The following is a 25,424-nucleotide window of genomic DNA, read 5'->3' on the forward strand; positions in this document are numbered from 1 at the left end:
TCAGATTTTGTCGAAAATTGTTCTCTTCAGTTCATATCTGTTTATCTTTGCGCCCAAACCAAAAATCAGCTAAAATGAGTTTAATGAAAGCCTACCCGTACCTCTACCGTTGGGCCGAAACGTACGGAAAAGTGGAGTTTGGAAAATTGGAGGGAGCCGAAGCAACAGTACGCTGTATTGATGAAACAGGGACGGTTTTTGAATCTCCTAAAAAAGTAAAAGACCTAGATGCCGCGCTGAAAATGGCCGAGGAAGCTATTTATGAGTGGTTTGAGGTAAACGACCCCGATGAGTTAGATGATTGATTGAGCCGTTGTCAGGCTATTATAAACCGAAAAATAATTAATGTAAAAGGCTAAATATGAAAGTGAAATTCGAATTGTCGTTGCGAAGAGTTAATTCTAAAATTTGATTGCAATCGTTTGATTAATAGGTGATTATGTTGATGTTTTGCATTTTTTTATTTTAAATTTTACATATCCTTAACGTGTTTGATATTAAAGAAAAAGTAGGCGTTTTAGGTGGAGGGCAATTGGGCCTGATGCTGCTGCAAGCCGCGATAGACTGGAATTTAAACGTCAAGATTTTAGATGCCGCCGATGCGCCCTGCGCGGCTATTGCGCCCGAGTTTGTCGAAGGCTCGTTGCAAGACTATGACGCAGTGTATCAATTTGGGCAGGACGTGGAGGTGCTGACCATTGAAATTGAAAAAGTAAACGTGGAAGCCTTGGAAGCGCTCGAACGAGAAGGAAAAAAGGTGTTTCCGCAGCCGCACGTCATTCGATTGATTCAGGATAAACGCTTACAGAAGCAATTTTATCGTGAACATGGCCTGCCTACGGCCGATTTTGTGCTAACTGAAAATCGAGCCGATGTGCGCAATTATGCTGATTTCCTGCCCGCGTTTCATAAACTAGGGAAAGATGGTTACGACGGTAAAGGGGTTCAGCGAATCGCATCGACCGCTGATTTTGACAAGGCGTTTGATGCGCCAGGGCTACTGGAAAAAGCCGTTGATTTTGACAAAGAATTGGCCGTAATCGTGGCCCGGAATGAGCGCAGTGAAGTAGCCACTTTTCCCACCGTCGAAATGGTGTTTCATCCCGAAGCCAATCTGGTCGAATACCTTTTTGCACCCGCCGATATTTCACCTGAAATAGAACAGCAAGCTCAAGAATTGGCAAAAAAAACGGCACAGGCCATCGGAATCGTGGGACTTTTGGCGGTGGAGATGTTTTTGACCAAAGACGGGCAAGTGCTCATCAATGAAGTGGCTCCGCGCCCACACAATAGTGGTCACCACACTATTCGGGCCAATTTTACGTCGCAGTTTGAGCAGCATTGGCGGGCTATTTTAGACTTTCCGTTGGGCGATACTACCGCATACACGCCTGCCGCTATGGTCAATTTATTGGGCGAAGAAGGTCACACTGGCCCCGCGTATTACGAAGGAATGGAGGCGTTGTTGGCTACCCACGGTGTATTTCCTTTTTTATACGGCAAAAAAATTACCAAGCCATTTCGTAAAATGGGCCACATCACGGTGACGGACAGTGATTTGACAAAGCTGAAAGAAAAAGCCGAATGGGTGAGAGGGGCATTGAAAGTGATAACCAAATAACGAACCAACGTTGGATTGGATGTGTTTAAAATGTAGATTTCGGCACATTTGCCGCGACATACCGACTATAAACTGCCAATTTAAAAATGACACCTAATCTCCCAAAAACTGAACTCAAGCGCGTCGTCATTGTAGGCGCGGGGTTTGGTGGGCTTGTGCTGGCGCGTGAGCTTTCAAAACGTTCTGATTTACAGATTGTATTGATAGATAAAAACAACTACCACCAATTTCAGCCGCTATTTTATCAAGTAGCCATGGCGGGATTGGAGCCGAGTTCTATTTCTTTCCCGCTGCGTAAAGTATTTCAATCGAAACATAACGTTCATATCAGGGTCACGGAAGTGGTGAAAATTGATACTGAATCCAACGTCATTGAAACAAAACTCGGACCCGTTGAATATGACTTTTTGGTATTGGCAACGGGCGCAGATACCAACTTTTTTGGCATGAAAAACATGATCGAAAATGCCATGCCCATGAAGTCGGTGTCGGAGGCGTTGGCGCTGCGTAACCGAATGTTACAAAATTTTGAGGATGCCCTCAGTGTGGAGACCATTGAAGAACGTCACGGCCTGATGAACGTGGTGATTGTGGGTGGCGGGCCAACGGGCGTGGAAGTGGCGGGTACATTGGCCGAAATGAAACGGCATATTTTGCCGAAAGATTATCCCGAATTAAACTTCGATTCGATGCAGATTTACCTGTACGAATCATCGCCCGAAGTACTGGAAGTGATGTCGGACCAAGCGTCTAAAAAAGCCAAGCAGTATTTGACCGATTTGGGCGTCAATCTGCGTCTGGGCGTTAGAATCATTGATTTTGACGGAAAATACGCCACCACCAACACGGGCGACCGCATCCGTACCAACAACCTAATTTGGGCGGCGGGCGTTAAGGCCAACGCTATTGAGGGTATTCCGGTGGCTTCTATTGTACGGGGAGGTCGGGTAAAAGTGAACCAGTTTAGTCAGGTTGAAGGCACAAAAAACATATTTGCGTTGGGCGACTTGGCCTTAATGACCGAAGAAAAATATCCCAATGGGCACCCCCAATTGGCGCAGCCGGCCATGCAGCAGGGCGAATTGCTCGCCAAAAATCTGGTACGGATGCTGAAGGGACAGGAAATGAAACCGTTTGTTTACAAAGATCTAGGGTCGATGGCGACCGTGGGCCGCAATCTTGCCGTGGTAGACCTGCCTTTCTGGAAGTTTCAGGGATTTTTTGCGTGGTTGACTTGGATGTTTGTGCACCTTATCTCGATTGTTGGCGTTAAAAACCGTCTTTTGATTTTTATCAACTGGCTTTGGAATTACGCTACCTACGACCAATCCCTTCGGTTGATTATTAAACCTAAAATTTTAAAGGAGAAAGAACCTGATGTGGTAAAAGAAACTGTTTAGACAGTTGCCTTTCTTCCTGCTTTTTTACCAGCTCCGGCCCGCTAAAGCCTATCCTCAATATAGTGTACAATCAGACCAGAAAACGTGTACGTTTGTGGCATAAATTTTAAACCCAAACTATTATGTTTCTGATTGTTATCGGAGTAATTTTGGTCATAGCAGGCTTTGCGATCAATACTCCATCGTTGGCGTTTGCCAAATTTTCCCGCCCTGTCAAGGTGGCGGGTGTTGTCTTGGCTATTTTCGGGGTTCTTACGTCATGTATCAAGCAGGTTGATGCGGGTTCGGTGGGGATTCAATCTTTGTTTGGAAAGGTAAGTAATACTGTCTTGAGCAGTGGATTAAACTTTGTAAACCCGCTCGTGGATGTTACATTGTTGGATACAAAGACGCAAAACTATACCATGTCGGCCGTTCATGATGAGGGAGATAAAACAGGCGATGACGCTATCCGTATTCTGACGGCAGACGGACTTCAGGTCGAAATAGATTTAACGATTCTCTACCGCGTTATTCCCTCTGAGGCGCCTAAAATTTACCGCGAGATTGGCCCTACTTACGTTGAGAAAATCGTTCGTCCCATTACCCGCACGCGCATCCGCGACAATGCCGTTAATTATGACGCAGTGGCGTTGTATTCCACCAAGCGTGATGAGTTTCAGGCGCGTATTTCTAAGCAAATTGAACAGGAATTTAAAAACCGAGGAATTTTTCTGGAAAACGTCTTGATTCGGAATATCAACCTGCCCGAATCGGTCAAAAAAACCATCGAGTCCAAAATCAATGCCGAGCAGGAATCGCAGAAAATGCAGTTTGTGTTGAGCAAAGAGAAGCAAGAAGCCGAACGTAAACGTGTTGAGGCGCAGGGGATTTCCGATTATCAGCGCATTATCTCCGAAAGTTTGACCGACCGTCAGTTGCAGTACGAGCAAATCAAGGCCCAAAAAGAATTGGCGGCGTCGCCCAATGCCAAGGTCATTATCATGGGTGGGAAAGGCAACGTGCCCGTGATATTGGGTGAGAAATAATACTAAGTCCTAAAATATGCGGTATGTACCTGTCTGACGGTTTTGAACCGTCGGACAGGTATACGATTGCTAGACGAGACTTCGAAACTGATAAAGGCCAAACGACATAATAACGCCCCAAATTGTGCCCCAAAGTAGCATCTGAGCAATGATAGTCATACGGGGTACTTTGAACGACACTGCAATCAACGTGCCGCCGATGGGCGTAAAAAGCAGAGGCGTAAGCAAGGCAATGCCTGTCATTCCCGATTTTTTCCAGACCCTAACGGCTAGCCGTGAACGCTTGCTGAAAAGGCGAGGTTGGGTCTTTCGATAGCGGGCCATTAATAGCTGAATGGCGCTGCCCAAAAACACAAATATAACTACGCTGAGCATCATGCCCACAACGGTGCAAATGGCCGTTTCCCACCAACTTAGGCTGAGTGCCAGGCCTGCCAATGGGCCTGCTACAAATTTGACCATGCTTGCCAATACAACTGAAATATATTTTGCCCAAGGCATTTTTAGAGGTGTGGTTTTGTTAAATAATCAGCAAAGTAGTCATTAACTTATGACTAACAACCCAAAAACCCAAAAATCTGCTTAAAATCAAAAAACAAATTGCGTAAGTTTGGGCCAAATATCAGACGAAAATGGAAATCCTTGAACAAGTACAAAAATATGGATACGTGCGCGAAGCAGTTGCGCCAGAAGTAGATTTAGTGGCGGAAATTAATCGGCTTCGTAAAGAAAAAAATGCCGTTATCTTGGCGCATTATTATGTAGATGGTGCCATTCAGGATTTGGCCGACTACATCGGCGATAGCCTCGGGCTTTCACAGCAGGCCGCCGCTACTCCTGCCGATATGATTGTTTTTTGCGGCGTTCATTTCATGGGTGAAACGGCCAAAATCCTCAGCCCTGAAAAAAAAGTTGTGATTCCTGACCTGAACGCGGGCTGTTCGTTGGCCGACTCGGCCCCAGCTGATAAATTCGCGGCTTTCAAAGCGCAATACCCCGATCATTTGGTTCTTTCCTATATCAACTGCTCGGCTGAAATCAAGGCATTATCAGACATCATCGTGACCTCGTCCAATGCCGTCAAGATTGTGGAGCAATTGCCCAAAGACCAAAAAATTATCTTTGCCCCCGACGCCAATTTAGGTCGTTATGTATCCAAAAAAACGGGCCGTGATATGGTGCTGTGGGACGGTGCCTGTATCGTTCATGTTGATATTTCGGAAGCCAAATTAAAAGCCCTGCGCGAAAAATATCCCAGTGCCCTGCTCGTAGCGCACCCTGAATGCAAAGACAACATCTTGCTTCAGGCCGATTTTGTAGGCTCAACCACCGCAATCCTGAAATTTGTGGCTGAAACACCGCACGATGAATTTATCGTAGCCACGGAAGCGGGAATTTTGCACAAAATGAAACAAGCAGCGGCAGGAACGGGCAAGAAAATCATTCCCGCCCCCGCCACCGAAAACAACACTTGCGCGTGCAGTGAATGTCCGTACATGAAAATGAACACGGTCGAAAAACTGTACAATGCGCTCCTGTACGAGCAACCCGAAATCACCGTTCCAGAAGATGTACGTCTGAAAGCCTACGAATCAGTCAATCGAATGCTGGAGATGAGCAAGAATCTGTAGCGGATGTCTGATTTATACATCATTGCTGGGCCAAACGGGGCAGCGAAGACGACTGCGGTATCAACAATTTTGCCTGAGATGCTTCACAGTTGGGAATTTGTAAATGTCGATAACATTTAAAAGCTATATTTCGCTTATGTAATTGCTGATGCTAAAGGGGGAATGAAAACCATTCCTGCAAAACAACTCTTAAAAAAGATTCAAAGTAAAAAAAATGGCATTAAGCCTTAGGCTCATTCACTCTCACATTTACACATTTAAATGAAACCCACCCTCTTAATACTTGCCGCAGGCATGGGCAGCCGCTACGGCGGAATAAAACAACTCGACCAATTTGGCCCCAACGGCGAAACCATCATTGATTATTCTCTCTACGACGCCATTCGGGCTGGTTTTGGCAAAGTTGTCTTTATTATTCGTGAAGAACTTCGTGCTGATTTTGAAGAAGTATTTGGTCCCAAACTCAAAGGGAAAATTGACTACGATTACGCCATTCAGGGTTTCCAAAGCTACGTGCCCGTGGAATTAGGGGAAATCGAACGCGCCAAACCTTGGGGCACAGGCCACGCCATGTTGTGCGGCTGGGAACAGACCCAAACGCCTTTTGCCATCATCAATGCCGACGATTTTTACGGCCTTGAAGCCTTTCAACTCGTGGCGGATTTCCTCAATACCAGCGCAGACGACAGCGAGCATACGCTAATTGCGTACCAAGTAAAAAAGACACTTTCGGAAAACGGCACCGTTTCGCGAGGGGTGTGTGAAGTCAATGATGAAGGTTATTTGGACGTGGTGACTGAGCGCACAAAAATCTTCCCGCAGGAAGGAAAAATCTATTTTGAAGAAAGCGGCGAGCTTACCGAACTTGGTCCTGAAACGCCCGTTTCGATGAATTTTTGGGGTTTTAAGCCGTCTGTTTTCCCCATTACCCAGACGCTTTTCTCTGATTATGCCCGCAATAACTATAATGCACCTAAAGCGGAGTTTTATATTCCGGTAGTAGCTACTCATTTGATTAAGAGTGGTTTAGGTAAGCTTAAAGTGATTCCTAATGCTTCTGAATGGTTTGGTGTTACCTATCCAGAAGATAAACCCACCGTGCAGGCGGCATTGAAAAAGCTGCATGAGGAGGGGAAGTATCCGAGTCAATTGTGGTAAAATCCTCACCGCGCGGCTGACCGCCCTAAATCCCTCTCCGCATCGGAGAGGGACTTAATCCAACTATGAAAACCATCCTCATCTTCATTGTACGGGCTTATCAGGTGGCGCTTTCGCCGTATCTGCCCAATTCGTGCCGCTATACCCCGACTTGCTCGCACTACATGATTCAGGCCGTTCAAAAACACGGTGCGCTCAAAGGTGGGTGGTTGGGACTCAAGCGCATTGCAAGTTGCCACCCGTGGGGTGGGCATGGGTATGATCCGGTGCCATAAAAATGATAACCATGAAATACCCCCGTAAACTTTCGTCGGGTGCCAATAACACCGTGATTGTGCTTTCAGATACGGAAGTGGCCAAGCTGTTTACGGGTGATACCCGCTCGGACATTGGCTCGGAAGCCGAAAAAATGAAGTTTGCTAATACAGTGAATGATTTGATAGTCAAGTTTATCCGTTTGGATTATAACGAAGACTTACAAGCTGAAATGTTGGTGATGGAACGCCTCCTCCCATGGACTACCGCACCTACGAAGTGGAAATGCGCGAACTATGGCTTGATGTGTTTGAGGATGAACTCCGCGCTTTGCATCAAGCGGGCTTTGTACACCGAGACCTAAAAGGCCCTTCGGATATTGGTGGGTTGGCCTTTGATAATATTTTGCTGACCGAGCAGGGGCTGAGCCGGATTGATGTGGGTATCTCCGCGTTGCGCTCGCAGGTGGGCGATGTGATTTTTGAGAAATACGTAGCGGTAGAAATCCCAAAGATGCACTTATTTAGAAACTATTTTTTAAACCGATAATTTGTAGAAAAAACCATCGCTATGCTAAACTGGATTACGGCCAAAGAATATACGGATATTACTTACAAAAAATGCGACGGAGTAGCTCGCATTGCGTTTAATCGCCCTGAAGTGCGCAACGCCTTCCGTCCCAAAACTACCTTCGAACTCCTCGATGCCTTTGGTGATGCTACCCACGACCCCAAAATAGGGGTGGTGTTGCTGTCGGGTGAGGGACCATCGCCTAAAGATGGCATTTGGGCATTTTGTTCAGGAGGAGACCAAAAAGCCCGTCAAAAAGGTGGCTATCGCGCCGAAGATGGCCGCGACCGCCTCAATATTTTGGAAGTACAACGCCAAATCCGTTTTATGACCAAACCCGTGATTGCGGTCGTGCCAGGTTGGGCGGTAGGTGGTGGACATAGCTTGCACGTTGTCTGCGACCTGACGTTAGCCAGCAAAGAACACGCAATTTTTAAACAAACCGATGCCGACGTTGCTAGTTATGACGCAGGATACGGTTCGGCCTATTTGGCGCGGATGATTGGCCAGAAACGTGCCCGTGAAATTTTCTTTTTAGGACGTAGTTATTCGGCCCAAGAAGCCTTCGAAATGGGTATGGTCAACGCCGTGGTTCCGCACGAAGAGCTGGAAGATACGGCCTTTCAATGGGCGCAGGAAATTCTTGGAAAGAGCCCAATGGCGATTCGGATGTTGAAATTTGCTTTCAACCTCGTCGACGATGGCTTGGTCGGGCAGCAATTGTTTGCAGGAGAAGCCACTCGTTTGGGATACATGACCGAAGAGGCGCAAGAGGGGCGTGATGCGTTCCTCGAAAAACGCAAACCCAACTGGGATAAGTTTGAGCGATTCTCGTAATAAAACTTCGCCGAAGGCACTACATACCAAAGACATGCTAAAAGTGCAATGGGCTTTGTCTGAAAGATTGACAAATTGCCAGTTTTTGGGATTTTTGCGTAGTTTTGGGCAAATTTTTCGCGAGTACCCATGCCCGTAACGCTACCGATCTTCTTGATAATGGCCCTTTCCTCCGTGGTGGTGGGGGTATATTTGGAACGTAAAGTCTCCGCTTTTATTCAGGACCGTATGGGACCGATGGAAGTAGGGAAATGGGGCTTGCTGCAACTCATCGCTGATTTGCTCAAACTTCTGCAAAAAGAAGACATCGTTCCCGCCACTGCCGACCGAAAGCTGTTTCTGTTGGCCCCGTTGGTGATTTTTACGGCTATTTTTGCGGGTTATGCGGTGCTTCCATTAAGTCCTGATTTACAGGGTTCTACCACTTCGGTCGGGATATTTTATTTGATGACGATTATCTCCGTGGATGTAATTGGAATCTTGATGGCGGGCTGGGGTTCCAACAACAAATTTGCCCTTTTTGGGGCGGTTCGTTCCGTGGCTCAAATCATTTCGTATGAAATCCCGCTGGGGTTGGTCATACTGTGCGTAGTGATGACGGCCCAAACCCTTGATTTGCAGACCATAAGTTATCAACAAGGGATTTATTCTGACGAGATAACGTACCTGTTTGGGTTAAAATCAATGGGCGTTGATATTACGCGGGTTGGCGGTTTTTTTAGTTGGAATATCGTCAGAAGTCCCTTTTTGATTGTCGCCTACATTGTGTTCTTTATCACTACATTGGCCGAATGTAACCGCGCCCCTTTTGACATCCCCGAAGGAGAGTCAGAACTCGTGGGAGGATTCCACACGGAGTATTCGGGAATGCGGTGGGCGCTGCTGTTTTTGTCAGAATACGCCATGATGCTGTTGGTGTCGTTGTTGGGGGCCATTTTGTTTTTAGGAAGTTGGAATACTCCATTGCCCAACATTGGCCCGCTGCGCCTTGCCGACTGGACAAGCGGCGCTCCTGGCACCATTTGGGGCAACGTAACGGGCGCTTTTTGGCTGATTTTTAAAGCAGGTTTTGCCATTCTGATTCAGATGTGGGTTCGTTGGACGTTCCCGCGTTTGCGCGTAGACCAGCTCATGTTTTTGTGTTGGAAAGTGCTTACTCCCGTGGCATTGATTCTGTTTCTTTTCTGCGGGATTTGGCGTTTGTTGATGGTATAAATTTTTTTTAAGAATATTTTCAGCCCAAAATAAAATAATTCAATCCTCTTTTTCCTATTTTTGCAAATAAACAAAATTACGATGTACCTCACGCTGAGCAACATACCTGCCGTCAAAGTCACGAACGTTCGTGTGGTGGGCTGTGTCCGAGTCGGGAGCGTCGTATTTTAGGTAGCTATTAACCCCTAAAAATATATCGCCCGACTCGTCTGAGTCGGGCTTTTTTTTTAATGCAAATTATCAAACAACTCAGAAACAATGAAAGTCTATTCCTCCGCATTCCAGGCCATTGTGTGACCGGGTTCACAGAGAATTCCCTATCTTTGCACACATTTTTTGACCGTAATAACGGATATTTTACCTAGTATATACCACCCGACATCCAAAGTCAATACAACTAAAACATGATTTCGAAGACCTACAATCCGCGTGAAATTGAAGACAAATGGTACAGTTATTGGATTGAAAACCGCTATTTCAATTCCAAGCCGAATCCTGACAAAGAGCCTTACACCATCGTCATTCCGCCGCCCAATGTGACGGGGGTGTTGCACATGGGCCACATGCTCAACAATACCATTCAGGATGTACTCGTCCGCAAGGCACGCATGGAAGGCAAAGAGGCATGTTGGGTGCCGGGCACCGACCACGCTTCGATTGCGACCGAAGCCAAAGTGGTGGCGATGCTCAAAGAACAAGGCATTCAGAAAAGTGACCTGACCCGCGAAGAATTCTATAAATATGCTTGGGAATGGACCGATAAATACGGCGGCATTATCTTGAAGCAATTGCGCAAATTGGGCGCCTCTTGCGATTGGGACCGCACGCGGTTTACCATGGAGCCGTCGCTTTATGATGCCGTGATTGACACTTTTATTGACCTGTACAACAAAGGCTACATTTATCGTGGTCATCGCATGGTCAATTGGGACCCACAGGCCAAAACCACCGTCTCCGATGAGGAAGTCATCACCAAAGAGGTAATGACGAAACTGTGCTACCTGCGGTATCCCATCGTGGGAGAGAATGAGGACATTATCATTGCAACCGTTCGCCCCGAAACCATCATGGCCGACTCCGCCATTTGTGTGCACCCTGACGACGAGCGTTTTAAGCATTTACACGGTAAAAAAGCGCTTATTCCGCTCATTAACCGCGAGATTCCGATTATCACGGATGAATACGTGACGATGGATTTTGGAACGGGAGCCTTGAAAGTGACGCCTGCGCACGACCAAAATGACTATGATTTGGGCGTAAAACACAAGCTCGAAATCATCGATATTTTGACCGAGGAAGGAAAACTCAACGAGAAAGCGCTGATTTTGGTGGGTGAAGACCGTTTTGTAGCCCGTAAAAAAATCATCAAACTGCTTGAAGAGTCGGGGAACTTGGAGAAAATAGAAGACTACAAGAGCAACGTCGGTCACTCTGAGCGCACAAACGCCGTCATTGAGCCACGCTTGTCGTTGCAGTGGTTTGTCCGGATGAAGGAGCTGTGTCAACCCGCGCTCGAAAACGTGATGAATGACAATATTCAGCTGCATCCGCCTAAGTTTAAAAATACCTATCGAATCTGGATTGAAAATATTCGCGATTGGAACATCAGCCGGCAGTTGTGGTGGGGGCAGCAGATTCCTGCCTATTATTTGTCGGACGGCACCGTGATTGTGGCCAAAAACAAACGAGAAGCCCTTCGCAAAGCCCAGCACGAAATGCAGTTGTTTGCCCTGACCGAAGCCGACCTGACCCAAGACCCCGACGTGGTGGATACGTGGTTTAGCTCGTGGCTCTGGCCTATTTCGGTTTTTGACGGTATCAAAGATACTAACAACGAGGACATCAACTATTATTATCCTACCAATGACCTCGTTACAGCGCCTGAGATTCTGTTTTTCTGGGTCATGCGGATGATTATTGCGGGTTATGAGTTTAGAGGCGAATTGCCTTTCCGGAATGTCTACTTGACGGGAATTGTGCGTGACCCTAAAGGACGTAAAATGTCAAAATCGTTGGGGAATTCTCCTGAACCGTTGGCATTGATTGAACAATATGGTGCCGACGGGGTACGCACGGGAATGCTGTTCAGCTCGCCCGCAGGCAATGATTTACTGTTTGACGAAAAGCTCTGTGAGCAGGGGCGCAACTTCTGTAATAAGATTTGGAACGCATTTCGTCTGGTTAAAGGATGGGAAGTGTACAGCCCACAGTCTCCAGTTTTCAGTGCACAGTTGGCGGTCAATTGGTTTGAGTCAAAACTCAACCAAACAGTCACGGAAGTCCTTGACCTATTCTCAAAATACCGTATTTCTGACGCTCTAAATGCGGTATACAAATTGATTTGGGATGATTTCTGCTCGCAGTATTTGGAGATGATTAAACCCGAATACGGCCAACCCATTGACAAAGATACTTTCGAGGCAACCATTGACTTTTTTGAGCGCATCATGGCGCTGACACATCCTTTCATGCCGTTTATCACCGAAGAAATTTGGCAGGATATTCGTCCAAGAGGGGAGAAAGAAAGTCTTTGTGTGGCTGAATACCCAACGATTGGAGCAATTGATACGGCGCTTTTGGCTAACGTTGAGATTTTCTTTGAGATTGTGACCAACATCCGTAACCTGCGGAGTACCAAGAATATAAGCCCTAAAACGGCATTGCCTTTGACAATAAAGACCGAAAATCAAGGTCTATACCAGCCTTTTGAAGGGTTGTTGGTAAAACTGGCCAACATTTCAGAAATCAACTACGCGACCGACCAAGCTGATGGGATGTCGTTTTTGGTGAAAGCCGATGAGTTTTTTGTGAATCTCGCGGGAGAACTTGACGTAGCTGCCGAAATCGAAAACCTCCAAAAGGAATTGGAATACAGCTTAGGCTTCAAAAAATCGGTAGAAGCAAAGCTGTCTAACGAACGTTTCGTCCAAAACGCCAAAGCGGATGTGGTCGAAAAAGAACGCCAAAAACTCGCCGATGCCGAAGCTAAAATTGTCGCGATTCAGGAATCGTTGACGCGCCTGAAAGCTTAGTATTTATTCTTCTCACAGACAAGGCATATGAGACCAACTAACGAATGTGGTTTTATATGCCTTCTGTGGCTTTAAGCAGATTCTTCTTAAAAAATAGTATCCATGCCAAGGTTGAAAAATAGGCCAAGGCAGTTCCAATAATAGGTATCGAAATAAGAAAGAAGGGGTTGAATGGCATAGTTTTGTGCAACAGGCCGATCCATGTAACTGCTAAAATGGAAACAAGAGCCAGAATGATTACGGAACGATAAAAGAATGGAAACCGCTGACTTTTGAAAACGTTATAAAAAGTCAACGCATACGCTACGGTAGCCAACCCGCTGGTTGCGAGGATTTGGTATCTGCTCAACACGCACGAAATTCCGAAAATACCGATAATTACGAGAGGAAATTTGGTACCTGGAAAAAGTTGGTTTACTCGAAGCGGCAGTTCAATGGAAGTTTGTTCAGGAAAAAGCAAGAATTTCAACGTATTCCATTCGTACAAAAGCGCGAAAATATTCAACGTCGTAAAGACCGCATCTACGTATGGCGTACCTGCCCAATTTTGTGAAATGGTCACCAGCAATATGCCTAAATTCATGGGAATGAGCATAATCAGGCCCAGTACGGAGTAGCGTTGCGATAAGACCAAAGCCCCCGCCATCACTTGCGAAATAGCAATGAAAAAACCAAATGTACGCAAACCGTGGGGGGTAAGTTGCTGAATGAGAAGGGGCGGGCCAATCAGTTGACCAAAATGCCCTTCGGTGAGCTTACATAATCCCGAAGACGTGAATAAGTAGCCCAAAAAAAGGCGAATAAGAAGCACATTGAAATCTTTGAACGTCATCGGATTGTTTTTTGAGGAACAAAATAGCGGGGCTTTTGTTGAATCTCAACCAAAATGTGACGAACGGCGGTCTAAACTCAAATTGAAAAGAGGCGTGACCGTAAGCCACGCCTCTTTTCAACAAAATTTAGTGGAAATTAATAAGGGATTGGTAAAACCTTGCTTTCCTTGAAAGTTGAAAGAATCACCATGGTTTGGGTATTGGCTACTTCCTCAATTTCATTGATGCACTCCAATAATAATTTCTGGTAAGACGCGATGTCTTTCGAAATCACTTTCAATAAAAAGTCTCCTGAACCCGTAATATGGTGGCACTCTATGATTTCGGGAATTTCGTTTATTCTTCGGGCAAACGAATCTGTAACATCTTTTTTGTGACCAGTCAAAGATACTTGGATAAAAGTTGTGACGCCCAACCCTACTTTTTCGCGATCTAACTGTGCGTGATAACTTTGAATAATACCATGCTGTTCAAGTTTCTTTACCCGTTCCAGGGTAGGAGCCGGAGAAAGACCAATTTCTTTCGAAAGTTGTGCATTGGTAATTTTTGCGTTAGCTTGCAAAATGTCCAAAACCTTGCGGTCTATTTGGTCTAATTTCATGTGAAATGCTTAATTTTTATAAAAAAGGCCGTAAACAAATAATATACTGCAAATGTAAGGACTTTGTGGAATTATTTTACAATAAAATGCTAATTTTATTCAATAAAACCAAAGAAAAAATAACTTTTGAAAAATAATCAAAAACGTAAAAACAAACTTTTTTATTAAAATAACACGAATAATTACAAAAAAATCATCCAATATTTTTATATTTGAATTTGACAGAATTGATTAGACTAATGAAGAAAAAGTGTGTATTTCTAGACCGTGACGGTGTTCTGAATCAAGATACGGAAGGATATCTGTATCAAGTAGAAGAAATGATTATCCCAGAAGGAGTGGTTGAAGGGCTAAAGAAAATGAAAGATGCGGGATATTTATTGATTGTGGTGACCAATCAGGCGGGTATTGCCAAAGGGCTGTACTCAAAAGAGGAGGTATGGAAATGCCATCAGTATTTCCAAGAGCAATGTGGATATTTATTGGATGATTTATATTTCTGCTCACATCATCCTGATTATGATAGCCGTTCGTTGATGCGCAAGCCCGAATCACTTATGCTTGAAAAAGCAATTGCCAAATACGACATTGATGTGATGTCTTCTTGGATGGTGGGTGACCGCTCCCGCGATATGCAGGCAGGAAAACGCGTCGGAGTACGCACAATACACCTTACCTCCGCACCTGAGAAATCGGCTGGGGATAGTTATGCATCTAATTTCTTAGATGTCACTCAATTGGTTATTGAAGCTAATTAGGCTTTCTTGACGGTTTTTGCCGAGCTATCATAAGCGGGGCAGTATCCTTTGCGGTTGCAGCTTGTAGCGGCAAGTACGACCATTAGTAAAGCAAGAGTAAGTAACTTTTTCATATGATGGATTGATTATTTGCGCAGGCAACCCGAGGGTTGCCTGCGTGTCTATCAAGTGTTTATTACGAAAATCGTGCCGATTTTATTGTTAACTGTGCGCTAATTCTGTTTGAGCTTCCAAATCAAGCGCGGTAGCTTTTTGCTCTTCAAGTTCATTGGCCGCAGAGTTATTTTTGGTATATCCCAAAATTGTCATCATGCTATCGCTATCTTGTTGACCAGCAAAGAGTTTGGTTACAATGTTGCCATTTTCGTCGCGATCTACGAGCACATGCTGAGGCGCTGGTATAAGACAGTGCTGAATACCGCCGTATCCTCCCAATGACTCTTGATACGCCCCTGTGTGGAAAAACCCAACGTACTGTACTTCGGTATCAAGTCCAAAAACGGGAAGGTATAAATCGGCGCTGTGCGCTTCTGTATTATAAAAATCTTGCGAGTCGCAGGTCAAACCACCAATGTTTACTTTTTGGTAGGGATTGTCCCAGTTATTGACCGCCAACATGATGTATTTTTGGTTCATTCCCCATGAATCAGGCAAATGGGTGATAAACGAACCGTCAATCATGTACCACATCTCCTTGTCATTTTGGAGTTTTTGGTCGATGATTTGATAAATAACCGCGCCGCTTTCGCCCACGGTGTAGCTACCAAACTCCGTAAAAAGATGCGGTACTGGAACGTTGTTTTTGTTACAAATCCATTGGATGTTTTCCACGATTTCATCAATCATTTGCTGATAATCGTAGTTGAACTGCAACGAAGTCTGAATGGGAAGCCCGCCGCCGATGTCAATTGAGTCCAAATCAGGGCAAATCTTTTTCAGTTCGCAGTATTTAAACATAAAACGCGTCAGTTCGCTCCAATAGTAGGCGGTATCTTTCATGCCTGTATTGATAAAAAAGTGAAGCATTTTAAGCTTAAACTTCGGATTTTGCTGTATTTTGTCCTTATAAAGGTCATTAATGTCGCTGTAGCGCACTCCCAGACGTGACGTATAAAAGGCAAAATTAGGCTCTTCGTCGGTAGCGATTCGGATACCAAAATTGACCGACTCGGCCGTTACATTTTGTTCATAGTATTCAATCTCGCGCAGGTTATCCAATACAGGCATTACATTGAAGCCTTCATTGATAAGCTCCGTGATGGCTTTTTGGTACCCTGGTAGTTTATAGCCGTTGCAAATAATGTAGGTACTTTTGGCAATTTTTCCCTCCTTGTAGAGATTCCGAATAATGGGAATATCAAACGCCGACGAGGTTTCGATGTGGATGTTGTGCTTCAGCGCTTCTTCTAAAACAAAACTAAAATGAGAAGACTTGGTGCAATAACAATAAGTGTAGGAACCCTTGTAATTGAAACGTTTAAAAGCGTTTTTGAAAAACTGTTTGGCGTTGCCGATATGCTCGCCGATTTTGGGTAAATAAGTGATTTTTAGCGGTGTACCATACTGGCGTATAATGTCCATAAGGGGTACATTGTTAAACGACAGCTCGTCGTTTTGGACGTTAAACTCCAGCGTGGGGAATTCAAACGTCTGCTCAATTAGGTTTGTGTAAGAACTTTTCATTTTGCCTTAGAAGCATAAAAAGTGTGTTTGGTGAAACAAAAAAAGTCTGCGAAAGTCTGCCAAAATAACGGCTTTTGCAAGAAAAAAGTGCAAAAAACCTCCCATTATTCTTTACTTTTGTTGACCGATACAGAGGGTAGTTTGTGTAATTTATAATTTCTCGGATGTTGATTTCTTTTTTTGAACGTGAACGAGCGCTTACCTTCTTGCTTTGGTTTGGCATTGCGTTGAGAGTATTTCTCTATTTTTTTATTTCTGCTTACGGCGCCGATGCACACGGCGAAGTCATCAATTTTATTGCTACTCAGCATCGGCTCCCGCTTACCCGCGAGATTTTTTGTGCTATGCACCCGCCGCTTTACTATTTGTTGGCGCAGCCGTTCTTTGCTTTTGATACGCTCTCAAGTTTGAAAGTTACTCAATTATTGTCGGTTATCTTGTCGTGTTTGAATTTGTACGTACTGTATTTGTTGGCAAAACATTACTTTAGCCATGTTTTGACCCGCAATGTAAGTTTTTTACTGGCCATTTTCCTGCATTCCTACATTACCTTTTCTTTATATGTCACCAACGACAGTTTGGCGTTTATGGTCGGGACGTGGTGTTTTTGGTTGTTATCTCGCTTTTTTCAATCTCCCTCTCCCAAAACCGAACGTTGGTTGGCATTGGCCCTTGGTATCGGGCTTTTAACCAAAGGCACTTTTTTGGCGTTTGTTCCCATCATTTTTGGGGCTATTGCCCTTACGCTTTGGCACTTTAAAATCAAATGGCAAACGATAGTGCTACGGCTGATGATTTTGGGGTTCATTACTGGTATAATAGGAGGGTATAAATTTGCGGAAAATTGGTACTATGAAGGAAAACCCGTGGTTCATAACATGGATATTTTTCCGTTGAGTGACCAAAAAATGTACACTGGTCCGAAAAGCTACTACGGATTTCATTTGGTACGTTTGATGAAATCGCCAGTCATTTATCATGGCGATGAAAAGTTATTGCATGTCTATCCCATTCTTTTCTACAGTACCTTTTGGTATAAATTCGCGGACCTCGAAAATGATTTTAATTTGGGGGTAAAAACGCGTTTTCGGTACATCGGCAGTTTGATTTACTTGGTGGCGATGATTCCCACGTTGATTATTTTGTTGGGTTTGGGGTTATTAATTCGTCAAACCGTTCTTTTTTTAACAAAAATACCTTCGTTGACGGTCACAGAATTTCGTGAAAATATCGAAAAAAGTACGTGGCTTGGCCTTCTGGTGGTGAGTGTAGCCCTGGTATTGACGGCGGGTTTTAGGTACGATGCGTGGTCTTGTTTTCAGGGGCGTCTGTTTTTGCAATCCTTCTTCAGTATATTGGCCATGTTTTATTTGGGGCTTTCTTATTTGCAAACGCGAAGTGCCTTTTTGTACAGAATCGGATTGTTTAGTATGATAGGTTTGGCATTTTTATACAGTATTTATTTCGGTATTGAAAGTTTGTTTAAGTTTATTGCTTAATAAACCTTTCACCAATAATGTCTAAATACGTAGCTGCCATTGATCAGGGTACCACGAGTACCCGTTGTATTATTTTTGACCGACAGGGAAACATTATTTCAGTGGGTCAAAAAGAACACCAACAAATTTATCCTCAGCCGGGTTGGGTGGAACATAACCCCGAAGAAATCTGGAAAAATACGCTTGAAGTAATTGCAGGGGCCCGCATCAATGGGTCGATTTCGGCTACCGAAATTGCCGCTGTCGGGATTACAAACCAACGCGAAACTACTGCCGTTTGGAATCGAAAAACTGGAAAACCTTATTACAATGCCCTAGTTTGGCAGGATACCCGTACGGGCGACCTAGTAAATCATTTTGCCCAAGATGGCGGACAGGACCGCTTTCGTGCCCAAACGGGCTTGCCTTTGGCCACGTACTTCAGTGGGTTAAAACTGAAATGGTTGTTGGATAATGTACCCGGCCTGCGCGAAGATGCCGAAAAAGGAGAGGCGCTCTTTGGTACCATGGATACCTTCCTGATTTGGAATTTGACGGGTGGGCCACACGGCGGCACGCACGTAACCGACGTGACCAATGCCAGCCGAACGCAGTTGATGAACCTCCATACGTTGGCTTGGGATTCAGATATGTTGGCTGCATTTGGCATTCCAAGTGCGATGCTTCCGGTCATCAAAAGCAGCAGTGAAGTGTACGGAAACGTGGTACTTGATGTATTGCCCAATGTGCCGATTGCGGGAGATTTAGGCGACCAACACGCAGCATTGGTTGGGCAAACCTGCTTCGAGCCGGGGCAGGCCAAAAACACCTACGGAACGGGCTGTTTTATGCTGCTCAATACAGGCACTGAACTAAAAGTTTCCACGCAAGGATTGCTTACGACGGTGGCGTATAAATTTGGAAATCAACCCGTTAATTATGCTTTGGAAGGAAGCGTTGCCATTGCGGGAGCGTTGGTTCAATGGCTACGTGATAACTTGGGAATGATTGAAAAAAGTAGTGACGTAGAAACACTGGCAAAATCGGTCGAAGATAATGGTGGGGCGTATTTTGTGCCGGCATTTTCGGGATTATATGCGCCTTATTGGAAGGCCGACGCTCGAGGAGTAATTGCGGGCTTGACGCGCTATGTGACCAAGGCCCACATTGCACGGGCGGTACTGGAAGCAACGGCCTATCAAACCCTCGACGTGATGAACGCCATGGAGAAAGACGCTGATATTGAGCTTAAATCATTGCGGGTAGATGGTGGGATGGTGGCTAACGAAACCCTCATGCAGTTTCAAGCCGATATGCTCAATGTACCCGTCGTTTGCCCAGCAGTGACCGAAACCACGGCTTTGGGGGCGGCTTATGCGGCTGGTTTGGCGGTAGGCTATTGGGAAAACTTCGACGATTTACGTCAGAATTGGGGAATAGCTCATACTTGGAATCCTAAAATGGAAAATGCGCAACGGGATAAATTATATAAAGGTTGGCACAAAGCCGTAGAGCGTTCTTTTGGCTGGGAAGATTGAAAAAGTGCTGAGTGTAATGAAAGTGTAAAGTATAAGGGTAAAATAGTCAATATTTCACCCTTATACTTTAACACTTTCCCCTTCCTTTCTCGTTTTTTTCTCAAACAACTTCTTGAAATCTGGGCTTTCGGTGCCAATCCACTTGTCCCAAAAGGTAAAATATAGCCCGTAATTGTATTTAAACTGAGAATGGTGTAGGCTGTGATGTGTGGCGCCAATCCACCATTTGCCAAACCAATGACGGTGAAAATCGCGCGGATAGAGTTCGGTATTCAAATGATTGATAACGCTGGTGGTGGTCATAATCAATAAAATGATACCAATCGCAACGTAATGAAGCGGAATAATAAACAGCAATACTGGCAGGACAATCGCCTGTAAAATGCTTTCTATCGGGTGGAATGAAAATGAAGTCCAGGCCGATGTGGTAATGCTGTCGTGGTGTGCTTTATGAACCCATTTGTACACTTTGGGGTGGTGCATCCAGCGGTGAAGCCAATAATAGTAGGTTTCGTGGCAAAAGAGAATAATCAGAATGCTGACAATAAACCAAAGGGTGGAATTCTCATGGAAGTCGGTGTAAATTTGGGTGTACCCTTTTTGCCAAGCCACCACCATTCCGGTACCAACAAAAGCAAAAATTAGAGCGGTGATGAACGAAAAACCGATTTCTCGCCAATGTTGTCCTTGACGTCGGGGGCGTTGGTTTACTTCGCGGGGTTGAAAATAAGCCTCGTATTTTACTTTAAAAAGGTAATGAAATAGGGCCGCAATGAGTACATAACGTCCGAAAATCCCCAAAAAAAAGTACAAAGCAGTTTGGGCAAAAGTCCATGGTTGGGTAAAATCAATGGTATCCATGCGTTTTTAACTGCTTTTGGCCTGTTTATGTTTCATACAAATAAGATTTATACCTCCCTCACCGCCGCCCGACGAATGCGGTCATTGATGGCACGCCCCAAGTCTTTTTCGGGGAGCAATTCCGCGTATATCACTTCAATTGGGAGGCTGTCTAGCTGGCGCATGTACGCAAAAAGATGTTTGGCAGCTTCGGGGTAATCAGCGGCGGGAGACAGAACGCGTTGGTTTTCAGCGGGAATTGAATCCACCAAATGATTAAATGTCAGACTTCCGATTTTGTTGGGTGAATATTGTTGTAATATTTCAGGTAAATGATTGATAACCAATGGTTTTCTAGGAGAATAGTGGCTTTTTAACATCCCTGGCGCTTTGGGGTTGGAAGTAGAATGCGATACGGTTTGCACAGGGCCGATTATGCCCTCAATGGCTTCTACGGCAATCCCGCCCAGACGATACACTACGGCATCTTCTCCTTCAAACCCTACAATGGTGGATTCAATGCCTACCGTGCTCTCACCGCCGTCGAGGATGTAAGGGATTTTCTTTCCTAGTTGGTTTTCAACGTGCAGCGCCGACGTAGGGCTAATGTACCCAAAGGGATTGGCACTTGGAGCGGCCAACGGAAAATCAAGGGAGGCAAGCAACTCCAGCGTCAGTGGGTGGTTGGGAATGCGGACGGCAACGGTGGAGAGGCCAGACGTTACCAAATCAGAAACGGTGTCAGATTTGGGTAAAAGCAACGTAAGCGGGCCCGGCCAAAAAGCCTCGGCCAGTTGCTTTGCTTTTTGGGGAAAAGAACGGACAAAGGTGGAGGCATGAGCAATGGAATCAGTATGAACAATAAGGGGGTCAAATTGCGGGCGATTCTTCACGTTGAAAATCTTCAAAACAGCATCGTCGTTGAAGGCGTTGCCCGCCAAACCATATACTGTTTCGGTCGGAATGCCCACTACTTCTCCTGCGCTGAGGAGTTTTTTAACGGATAGAATATCGGTTCCAATGGTTGCCATGCTGCAAAATTAGTCTATAGTGTAGCGTTAACCCTCCTTCTGCAACGGTTTTTTTGTTAATTTGGCCATTATTTCACCCTTTTTATGAATTTTAACTACGAACTCACCGCGGTTGAATACATTTTTATGGGTACGTTTCTCGTACTCTATGTACTTTACATTGGCCGTACTTTTTTGGTTGCGAGGGCGTTAGGGGCAACGGCCCGGGCTGTTGTGATTAAATTTTTTCTGCGCACTACGTATTTTGCATTGCTGATTGTGGCGTTGTTGGGACCTTTTTTCGGGGAGCCCGAACGCGATATTATTGCGGAAGGAAAAGATGTGATGGTATTGGTTGATGTTTCTAAATCCATGGACGCTACCGATATTCAGCCCTCACGACTGGAAAAAGTGAAGTTTGAGTTGCAACGGCTCAGTGCTTCGTTGGTTGAAAATCGTTTTGGATTAATTGTGTTTTCTTCGGATGCTTTTTTGCAAGTTCCCCTTACGTTTGACCTCAATGCGTTTGAGTTATTTACTCAATCGCTGAGTACGTTGCAGGTGAGTAATACTGGTACTGATATTTGCAGTGCGCTGGAATTGTGCATTCAGAAATTGCTCCAGAATCCATCGGCAAATACGTCAAAAATCATTTTGTTGATGACCGACGGGGAAGATTTTGGAAACTGTGAGCGCAAAACTTTGGCTTCCGTTAGGCAGTTTGGATTTAATCTGTTTATCGTAGGAGTCGGCACAAACGCAGGGGGGCATATTCGTCAAAAGGGGGATTGGATAAAAGATGAAAACGGGCAGGTAGTGACGACCAAATTAAACGCGGCTTACCTGCGAGACTTAGCCACTACCACCGGCGGGAAGTATTTTGAGATAAACAACCAATCTAATGCTATTCCAGAAGTAGTAAATGCGATAAATTCGGTGGAAAGTCGATTAATAGATAGTCGGAAGGTGGCCGTAGTCAGTAATAAATACAGGTATTTTTTACTAGCAGCATTGGTGTTGATTGCGTTTGACGTATTGGTCACCGTCACCACTTTTCAGGTCTAACCGTAACTTTTTGGCATTTTTTAAGTATCCACGTTATACAACATTACACACTCTTATTATATAACCCACTCTACGCTCTTAACAGATTTCTTATGTCCCAAAATGAAAATTTGCATCGTTCACTTACCCCTACTTTACTTTGGGGGTTAGGTGTAGGTTACGTTATTTCTGGAATGTATTTCGGGTGGAACTTTGGACTAGAGAAAGGGGGTACCTTAGGAATGGCCATAGCCACGGTATTGTCGGTCATTATGTACGTTTGTTTTACGTTAGGATACGCCGAACTATCGTGTGCTATACCTAAAGCGGGCGGTGTGTTTGATTACGCCACGCGGGCTTTAGGACGGGATTGGGGGTTTATGGCGGGTATTGCCCAAGTGTTTGAATTTGTATTGGCGCCGCCCGCGATTTCGGTGGGTATCGGGGCTCACATTAATTTGTTCTTTCCTGAATTGCCCCCAACCTACGCGGCGTTGGGTGCGTATATGCTCTTTACGTTACTGAATGTCGTGGGAGTTCAGTTGGCAGCTACGTTTGAGTTGCTGATTACTTTTTTGGCCGTGGCGGGATTAATCTTGTTTGCGGGGGCAACCTACAACCAAATTTCAATTCAAAATCTTACGGCCAACGCGCTACCCAATGGATGGGCGGGCGTTTGGGCGGCTCTGCCTTTTTCTATCTGGTTTTTTCTGGGCATTGAAGGCCTAGCCAACGCCGCCGAAGAAAGCCGAAACCCTCAGCGGGATCTCATTCGCGGTTTTGGTTCGGCCATGCTTACGTTGGTGGTGCTGTGCGCCTTTACGTTTGTTTGCTCCGTTGGCGTAGGGGGGGGGGAAGCCATTGTCTACAAACCAGACGGTACAACGTCTGATTCACCGTTGCCATTGGCTTTGGCGCGTCTCGTGGGGGAGGCCAATCCGCTGTATTTTGCGGTCATTGTTTTTGGCCTTTTTGGTCTGGTAGCCTCTTTCCATGGATTGTTGATGGCGGCTGGAAGAGCTACTTTTGAAATGGGACGTATCAGGCATTTTCCGGGCGTACTCGGAAAAGTTCATGCTAAATTTAAAACTCCTACCAATGCCTTGGTGGTCAATATGTTAGTGGGGATTTTGATATTGTTTTCAAATACCGCCGCCGAAATCATCATTTTGTCGGTGCTCGGGGCGCTGACCTTGTATTGCTTTGGTTCTATTTCTGTCATCCAGCTTCGTCGTAAAGAGCCTGCTCTAAAGCGTCCTTTTTTGTCGCCTGCTTACCCTTTTGTTCCGCTTTGTGCCCTGATTCTCGCGGGAGTAGCATTGGTGGCGGTGGCAGTTTCCAACCCGTTGCTTACGGGTTATTACATTGGAGCGCTGGTGGTGGCGTTTGTGCTTTACAAAGTATTTAATCGAAATGAAGAGACCGAAACCCAAAAGTAACCGCCTCGCTGAGGAGACAGTTACTTTCGGTTTTTCCAACTTTCGTTAAGCAGGAATCTCTTTGGATGTCAACTCACTTACCCGCTTGGCCCATGAGGTATAGGCACGCAGGATCTTGTTGAGTTTCCGCCGGGTTCCTGCTTTTTTTATATCAAGTTCTACGTTCGAAAGTTGCTTTTCATACACAAGTTGATTGTCGTCGCGATAAATGCGGACAATGCTAAACGGCTGTGTCTCCGTTCCGTTTTCAATTACCCAAAAGTAGGTGTGTTGAGAGGTTTTCTTGGCATGGGTGCTCGTCAGGCTGAGGGCACCTACCAGAAGGGCAATGGATACTGTTTTGATGTTCATAGCTGTAAAATAATCAATAAATGAAATGTGTTGGCTGTTGTAATTTCGGCGGTTGGCCGAATTGCGAAGTGAAGTTCAAGATATAAAAGGATTTCGTCAATACCATTTGGCATGAATTGCTATCATTTGGTTCTAAAATGACTTAAATCAATCCCCAACAGAAATCAATAATAGCTAAAAAGCAGTTTTTCGGTCCCACCGATTACCCTTTTGATTGGCCAACCCTTGTCGTTGTATTCATAGGCATTGGTAATGAGGTAGGAGTACCAGCCCCCTTTTACAATAATTTCTTGGGGGTTGTTGCGATGCATGATTACATGTGGGAGAAGCGGGTATTTCATCATCTGTTCGACGTAGGGCTTATCGTCGTATTTACGATACAGCACGGTTTGATAAACCGTCCAATCTTCGGGTGTTTTCCCCGGGCTATAACTGGTTTCCTGAGTTAGGTTGCCTTGAGCGTCATAAACGTAGACATACTTCAGTGTTTCGGGTTCTTGGTCGTTGGGCTGGGCAACTTTTCGGGTTTTTTCTACGAGTTGTCCGTCGGGATTAAATGTAAACGCAGTCGTTCTTGTGAGAATTTTATTGGAATACTCCTCGGTTTTGACGAGCGAAGTTTTGTCGTAAAAATAGTTAGTTTCTCTAACGGTGCCAGATTCTTCCTGCCCCAAGACTTTCACTAGTCTGCCGCTAGAATTGTACGTTAGTGTGTAGTAAGTGCTAAACTCGTCTTCGCTTTGATAATTATTGATAATGTTGATTCGATTGACGAAATCTTTTGAATCATAAAAAAATTCGTGCTTTCGATTGAAGGCAACAACATTGTTTAGTTTGGGGAGTTTCTGGACTGGCAGCGGTTCTTCGAATAGGTTCGGCCGATTGCAGCCGTGCATACAAAATAATATCCAAAAAAACAAAAGCCCTCTTAGGGCTCTTAAGTAGGTGTATTGAGATGTTTCCATTTTTAATGGGTAATAAGTGGCTGTATAATTTGGAATCAAATGTCTTAAATTGACATAAGGGGGCTAAGTGAAAAAACGATGAGTTGATTATTAAGTGAGATGAAATGCCGAAATGTAGGTCTGAATGGGATAGATTT

General features: G+C 44.9%; 25 protein-coding genes. 17 read left to right on the plus strand and 8 right to left on the minus strand.

Annotation, left to right across the window (positions count from 1 at the left end):
• The first annotated feature begins 74 nt into the window (after positions 1–74).
• The 4 genes from GVN20_RS17325 (at position 75) to GVN20_RS17340 (ending at position 4,049) form a co-directional block, all read left to right on the plus strand.
• Positions 75–305, plus strand: coding sequence for a hypothetical protein (locus tag GVN20_RS17325; protein ID WP_166559541.1), 231 nt, complete (start codon positions 75–77; stop codon positions 303–305).
• A gap of 182 nt (positions 306–487) precedes the next feature.
• Complete coding sequence (locus GVN20_RS17330) at positions 488–1,621, plus strand: 5-(carboxyamino)imidazole ribonucleotide synthase (protein WP_409033840.1); 1,134 nt, start codon at positions 488–490, stop codon at positions 1,619–1,621.
• A gap of 86 nt (positions 1,622–1,707) precedes the next feature.
• On the plus strand, positions 1,708–3,021 hold the full coding sequence (locus GVN20_RS17335) for an NAD(P)/FAD-dependent oxidoreductase (protein WP_166559542.1): 1,314 nt from the start codon (positions 1,708–1,710) through the stop codon (positions 3,019–3,021).
• Positions 3,022–3,143: 122 nt separating this feature from the next.
• Positions 3,144–4,049, plus strand: coding sequence for a prohibitin family protein (locus tag GVN20_RS17340; RefSeq protein ID WP_166559543.1), 906 nt, complete (start codon positions 3,144–3,146; stop codon positions 4,047–4,049).
• A gap of 69 nt (positions 4,050–4,118) precedes the next feature.
• Here the strand turns inward: GVN20_RS17340 and GVN20_RS17345 are convergent, their stop codons facing one another.
• The gene (locus GVN20_RS17345) at positions 4,119–4,550 is read right to left on the minus strand and encodes a hypothetical protein (protein WP_166559544.1); all 432 of its coding nucleotides are present in this window, start codon (positions 4,548–4,550) and stop codon (positions 4,119–4,121) included.
• Positions 4,551–4,681: 131 nt separating this feature from the next.
• On the opposite strand from GVN20_RS17345, the gene nadA reads away from it, so the two are divergent.
• From nadA to GVN20_RS17380, 8 genes are all read left to right on the plus strand, one after another.
• Positions 4,682–5,680 (plus strand): quinolinate synthase NadA, encoded by a 999-nt coding sequence (gene nadA / locus GVN20_RS17350; RefSeq protein ID WP_166559545.1) that lies wholly within the window; start codon positions 4,682–4,684, stop codon positions 5,678–5,680.
• Positions 5,681–5,941: 261 nt separating this feature from the next.
• Positions 5,942–6,838, plus strand: a complete 897-nt coding sequence (locus tag GVN20_RS17355) for a sugar phosphate nucleotidyltransferase (protein ID WP_166559546.1) — start codon at positions 5,942–5,944, stop codon at positions 6,836–6,838.
• Positions 6,839–6,903: 65 nt separating this feature from the next.
• Positions 6,904–7,113, plus strand: coding sequence for a membrane protein insertion efficiency factor YidD (gene yidD, locus GVN20_RS17360; protein ID WP_114066314.1), 210 nt, complete (start codon positions 6,904–6,906; stop codon positions 7,111–7,113).
• Positions 7,114–7,124: 11 nt separating this feature from the next.
• Positions 7,125–7,457: a hypothetical protein gene (locus tag GVN20_RS29705; RefSeq protein WP_229599097.1), complete on the plus strand. Its 333-nt coding sequence runs from the start codon at positions 7,125–7,127 to the stop codon at positions 7,455–7,457.
• Positions 7,424–7,642, plus strand: a complete 219-nt coding sequence (locus tag GVN20_RS29710; RefSeq protein ID WP_229599098.1) for a hypothetical protein — start codon at positions 7,424–7,426, stop codon at positions 7,640–7,642. Before GVN20_RS29705 ends, GVN20_RS29710 begins: the two co-directional genes overlap by 34 nt.
• Positions 7,643–7,663: 21 nt before the next feature.
• Positions 7,664–8,500, plus strand: a complete 837-nt coding sequence (locus GVN20_RS17370; protein WP_166559547.1) for a 1,4-dihydroxy-2-naphthoyl-CoA synthase — start codon at positions 7,664–7,666, stop codon at positions 8,498–8,500.
• A gap of 129 nt (positions 8,501–8,629) precedes the next feature.
• Complete coding sequence (locus tag GVN20_RS17375; RefSeq protein ID WP_166559548.1) at positions 8,630–9,715, plus strand: complex I subunit 1 family protein; 1,086 nt, start codon at positions 8,630–8,632, stop codon at positions 9,713–9,715.
• Positions 9,716–10,119: 404 nt separating this feature from the next.
• On the plus strand, positions 10,120–12,747 hold the full coding sequence (locus tag GVN20_RS17380) for a valine--tRNA ligase (RefSeq protein ID WP_166559549.1): 2,628 nt from the start codon (positions 10,120–10,122) through the stop codon (positions 12,745–12,747).
• A gap of 52 nt (positions 12,748–12,799) precedes the next feature.
• Here GVN20_RS17380 and GVN20_RS17385 read toward each other — a convergent pair whose 3' ends face one another.
• Both GVN20_RS17385 and GVN20_RS17390 read right to left on the minus strand, forming a co-directional pair.
• The gene (locus GVN20_RS17385) at positions 12,800–13,579 is read right to left on the minus strand and encodes a hypothetical protein (protein WP_166559550.1); all 780 of its coding nucleotides are present in this window, start codon (positions 13,577–13,579) and stop codon (positions 12,800–12,802) included.
• Positions 13,580–13,716: 137 nt separating this feature from the next.
• Positions 13,717–14,181, minus strand: a complete 465-nt coding sequence (locus GVN20_RS17390) for an Lrp/AsnC family transcriptional regulator (protein WP_114066308.1) — start codon at positions 14,179–14,181, stop codon at positions 13,717–13,719.
• A gap of 239 nt (positions 14,182–14,420) precedes the next feature.
• Here GVN20_RS17390 and GVN20_RS17395 point away from each other — a divergent pair, with 239 nt between their 5' ends.
• A complete protein-coding gene (locus GVN20_RS17395) occupies positions 14,421–14,939 on the plus strand; it encodes an HAD-IIIA family hydrolase (RefSeq protein ID WP_166559551.1) in 519 nt (172 codons plus the stop codon).
• A 201-nt stretch (positions 14,940–15,140) separates the two neighbouring features.
• Here GVN20_RS17395 and GVN20_RS17400 read toward each other — a convergent pair whose 3' ends face one another.
• Positions 15,141–16,622: an arginine decarboxylase gene (locus GVN20_RS17400; protein ID WP_166559552.1), complete on the minus strand. Its 1,482-nt coding sequence runs from the start codon at positions 16,620–16,622 to the stop codon at positions 15,141–15,143.
• A gap of 164 nt (positions 16,623–16,786) precedes the next feature.
• On the opposite strand from GVN20_RS17400, the gene GVN20_RS17405 reads away from it, so the two are divergent.
• Complete coding sequence (locus tag GVN20_RS17405; protein ID WP_166559553.1) at positions 16,787–18,121, plus strand: glycosyltransferase family 39 protein; 1,335 nt, start codon at positions 16,787–16,789, stop codon at positions 18,119–18,121.
• A gap of 17 nt (positions 18,122–18,138) precedes the next feature.
• Positions 18,139–19,638 carry a glycerol kinase GlpK gene (gene glpK / locus GVN20_RS17410; RefSeq protein ID WP_166559554.1) on the plus strand — a complete coding sequence of 500 codons (1,500 nt, stop codon included), beginning with the start codon at positions 18,139–18,141 and terminating at the stop codon, positions 19,636–19,638.
• Between the two features lie 60 nt (positions 19,639–19,698).
• On the opposite strand, the gene GVN20_RS17415 is transcribed toward glpK, so the two are convergent.
• Positions 19,699–20,499: a sterol desaturase family protein gene (locus GVN20_RS17415; RefSeq protein WP_166559555.1), complete on the minus strand. Its 801-nt coding sequence runs from the start codon at positions 20,497–20,499 to the stop codon at positions 19,699–19,701.
• 47 nt (positions 20,500–20,546) lie between these two features.
• The gene (locus GVN20_RS17420) at positions 20,547–21,509 is read right to left on the minus strand and encodes an L-threonylcarbamoyladenylate synthase (RefSeq protein ID WP_166559556.1); all 963 of its coding nucleotides are present in this window, start codon (positions 21,507–21,509) and stop codon (positions 20,547–20,549) included.
• Positions 21,510–21,593: 84 nt separating this feature from the next.
• On the opposite strand from GVN20_RS17420, the gene GVN20_RS17425 reads away from it, so the two are divergent.
• Positions 21,594–22,553, plus strand: coding sequence for a VWA domain-containing protein (locus GVN20_RS17425; protein ID WP_166559557.1), 960 nt, complete (start codon positions 21,594–21,596; stop codon positions 22,551–22,553).
• Between the two features lie 92 nt (positions 22,554–22,645).
• A complete protein-coding gene (gene eat / locus GVN20_RS17430) occupies positions 22,646–23,971 on the plus strand; it encodes an ethanolamine permease (RefSeq protein ID WP_166559558.1) in 1,326 nt (441 codons plus the stop codon).
• A gap of 45 nt (positions 23,972–24,016) precedes the next feature.
• Here eat and GVN20_RS17435 read toward each other — a convergent pair whose 3' ends face one another.
• Together GVN20_RS17435 and GVN20_RS17440 are read right to left on the minus strand one after the other, a co-directional pair.
• Complete coding sequence (locus GVN20_RS17435) at positions 24,017–24,322, minus strand: hypothetical protein (RefSeq protein ID WP_166559559.1); 306 nt, start codon at positions 24,320–24,322, stop codon at positions 24,017–24,019.
• Positions 24,323–24,486: 164 nt separating this feature from the next.
• On the minus strand, positions 24,487–25,287 hold the full coding sequence (locus tag GVN20_RS17440) for a hypothetical protein (protein ID WP_166559560.1): 801 nt from the start codon (positions 25,285–25,287) through the stop codon (positions 24,487–24,489).
• Between the last annotated feature and the right edge of the window lie 137 nt (positions 25,288–25,424).

Origin of the sequence: Runella sp. CRIBMP (assembly GCF_009905605.1) — a bacterium.
GTDB lineage: Bacteria > Bacteroidota > Bacteroidia > Cytophagales > Spirosomataceae > Runella.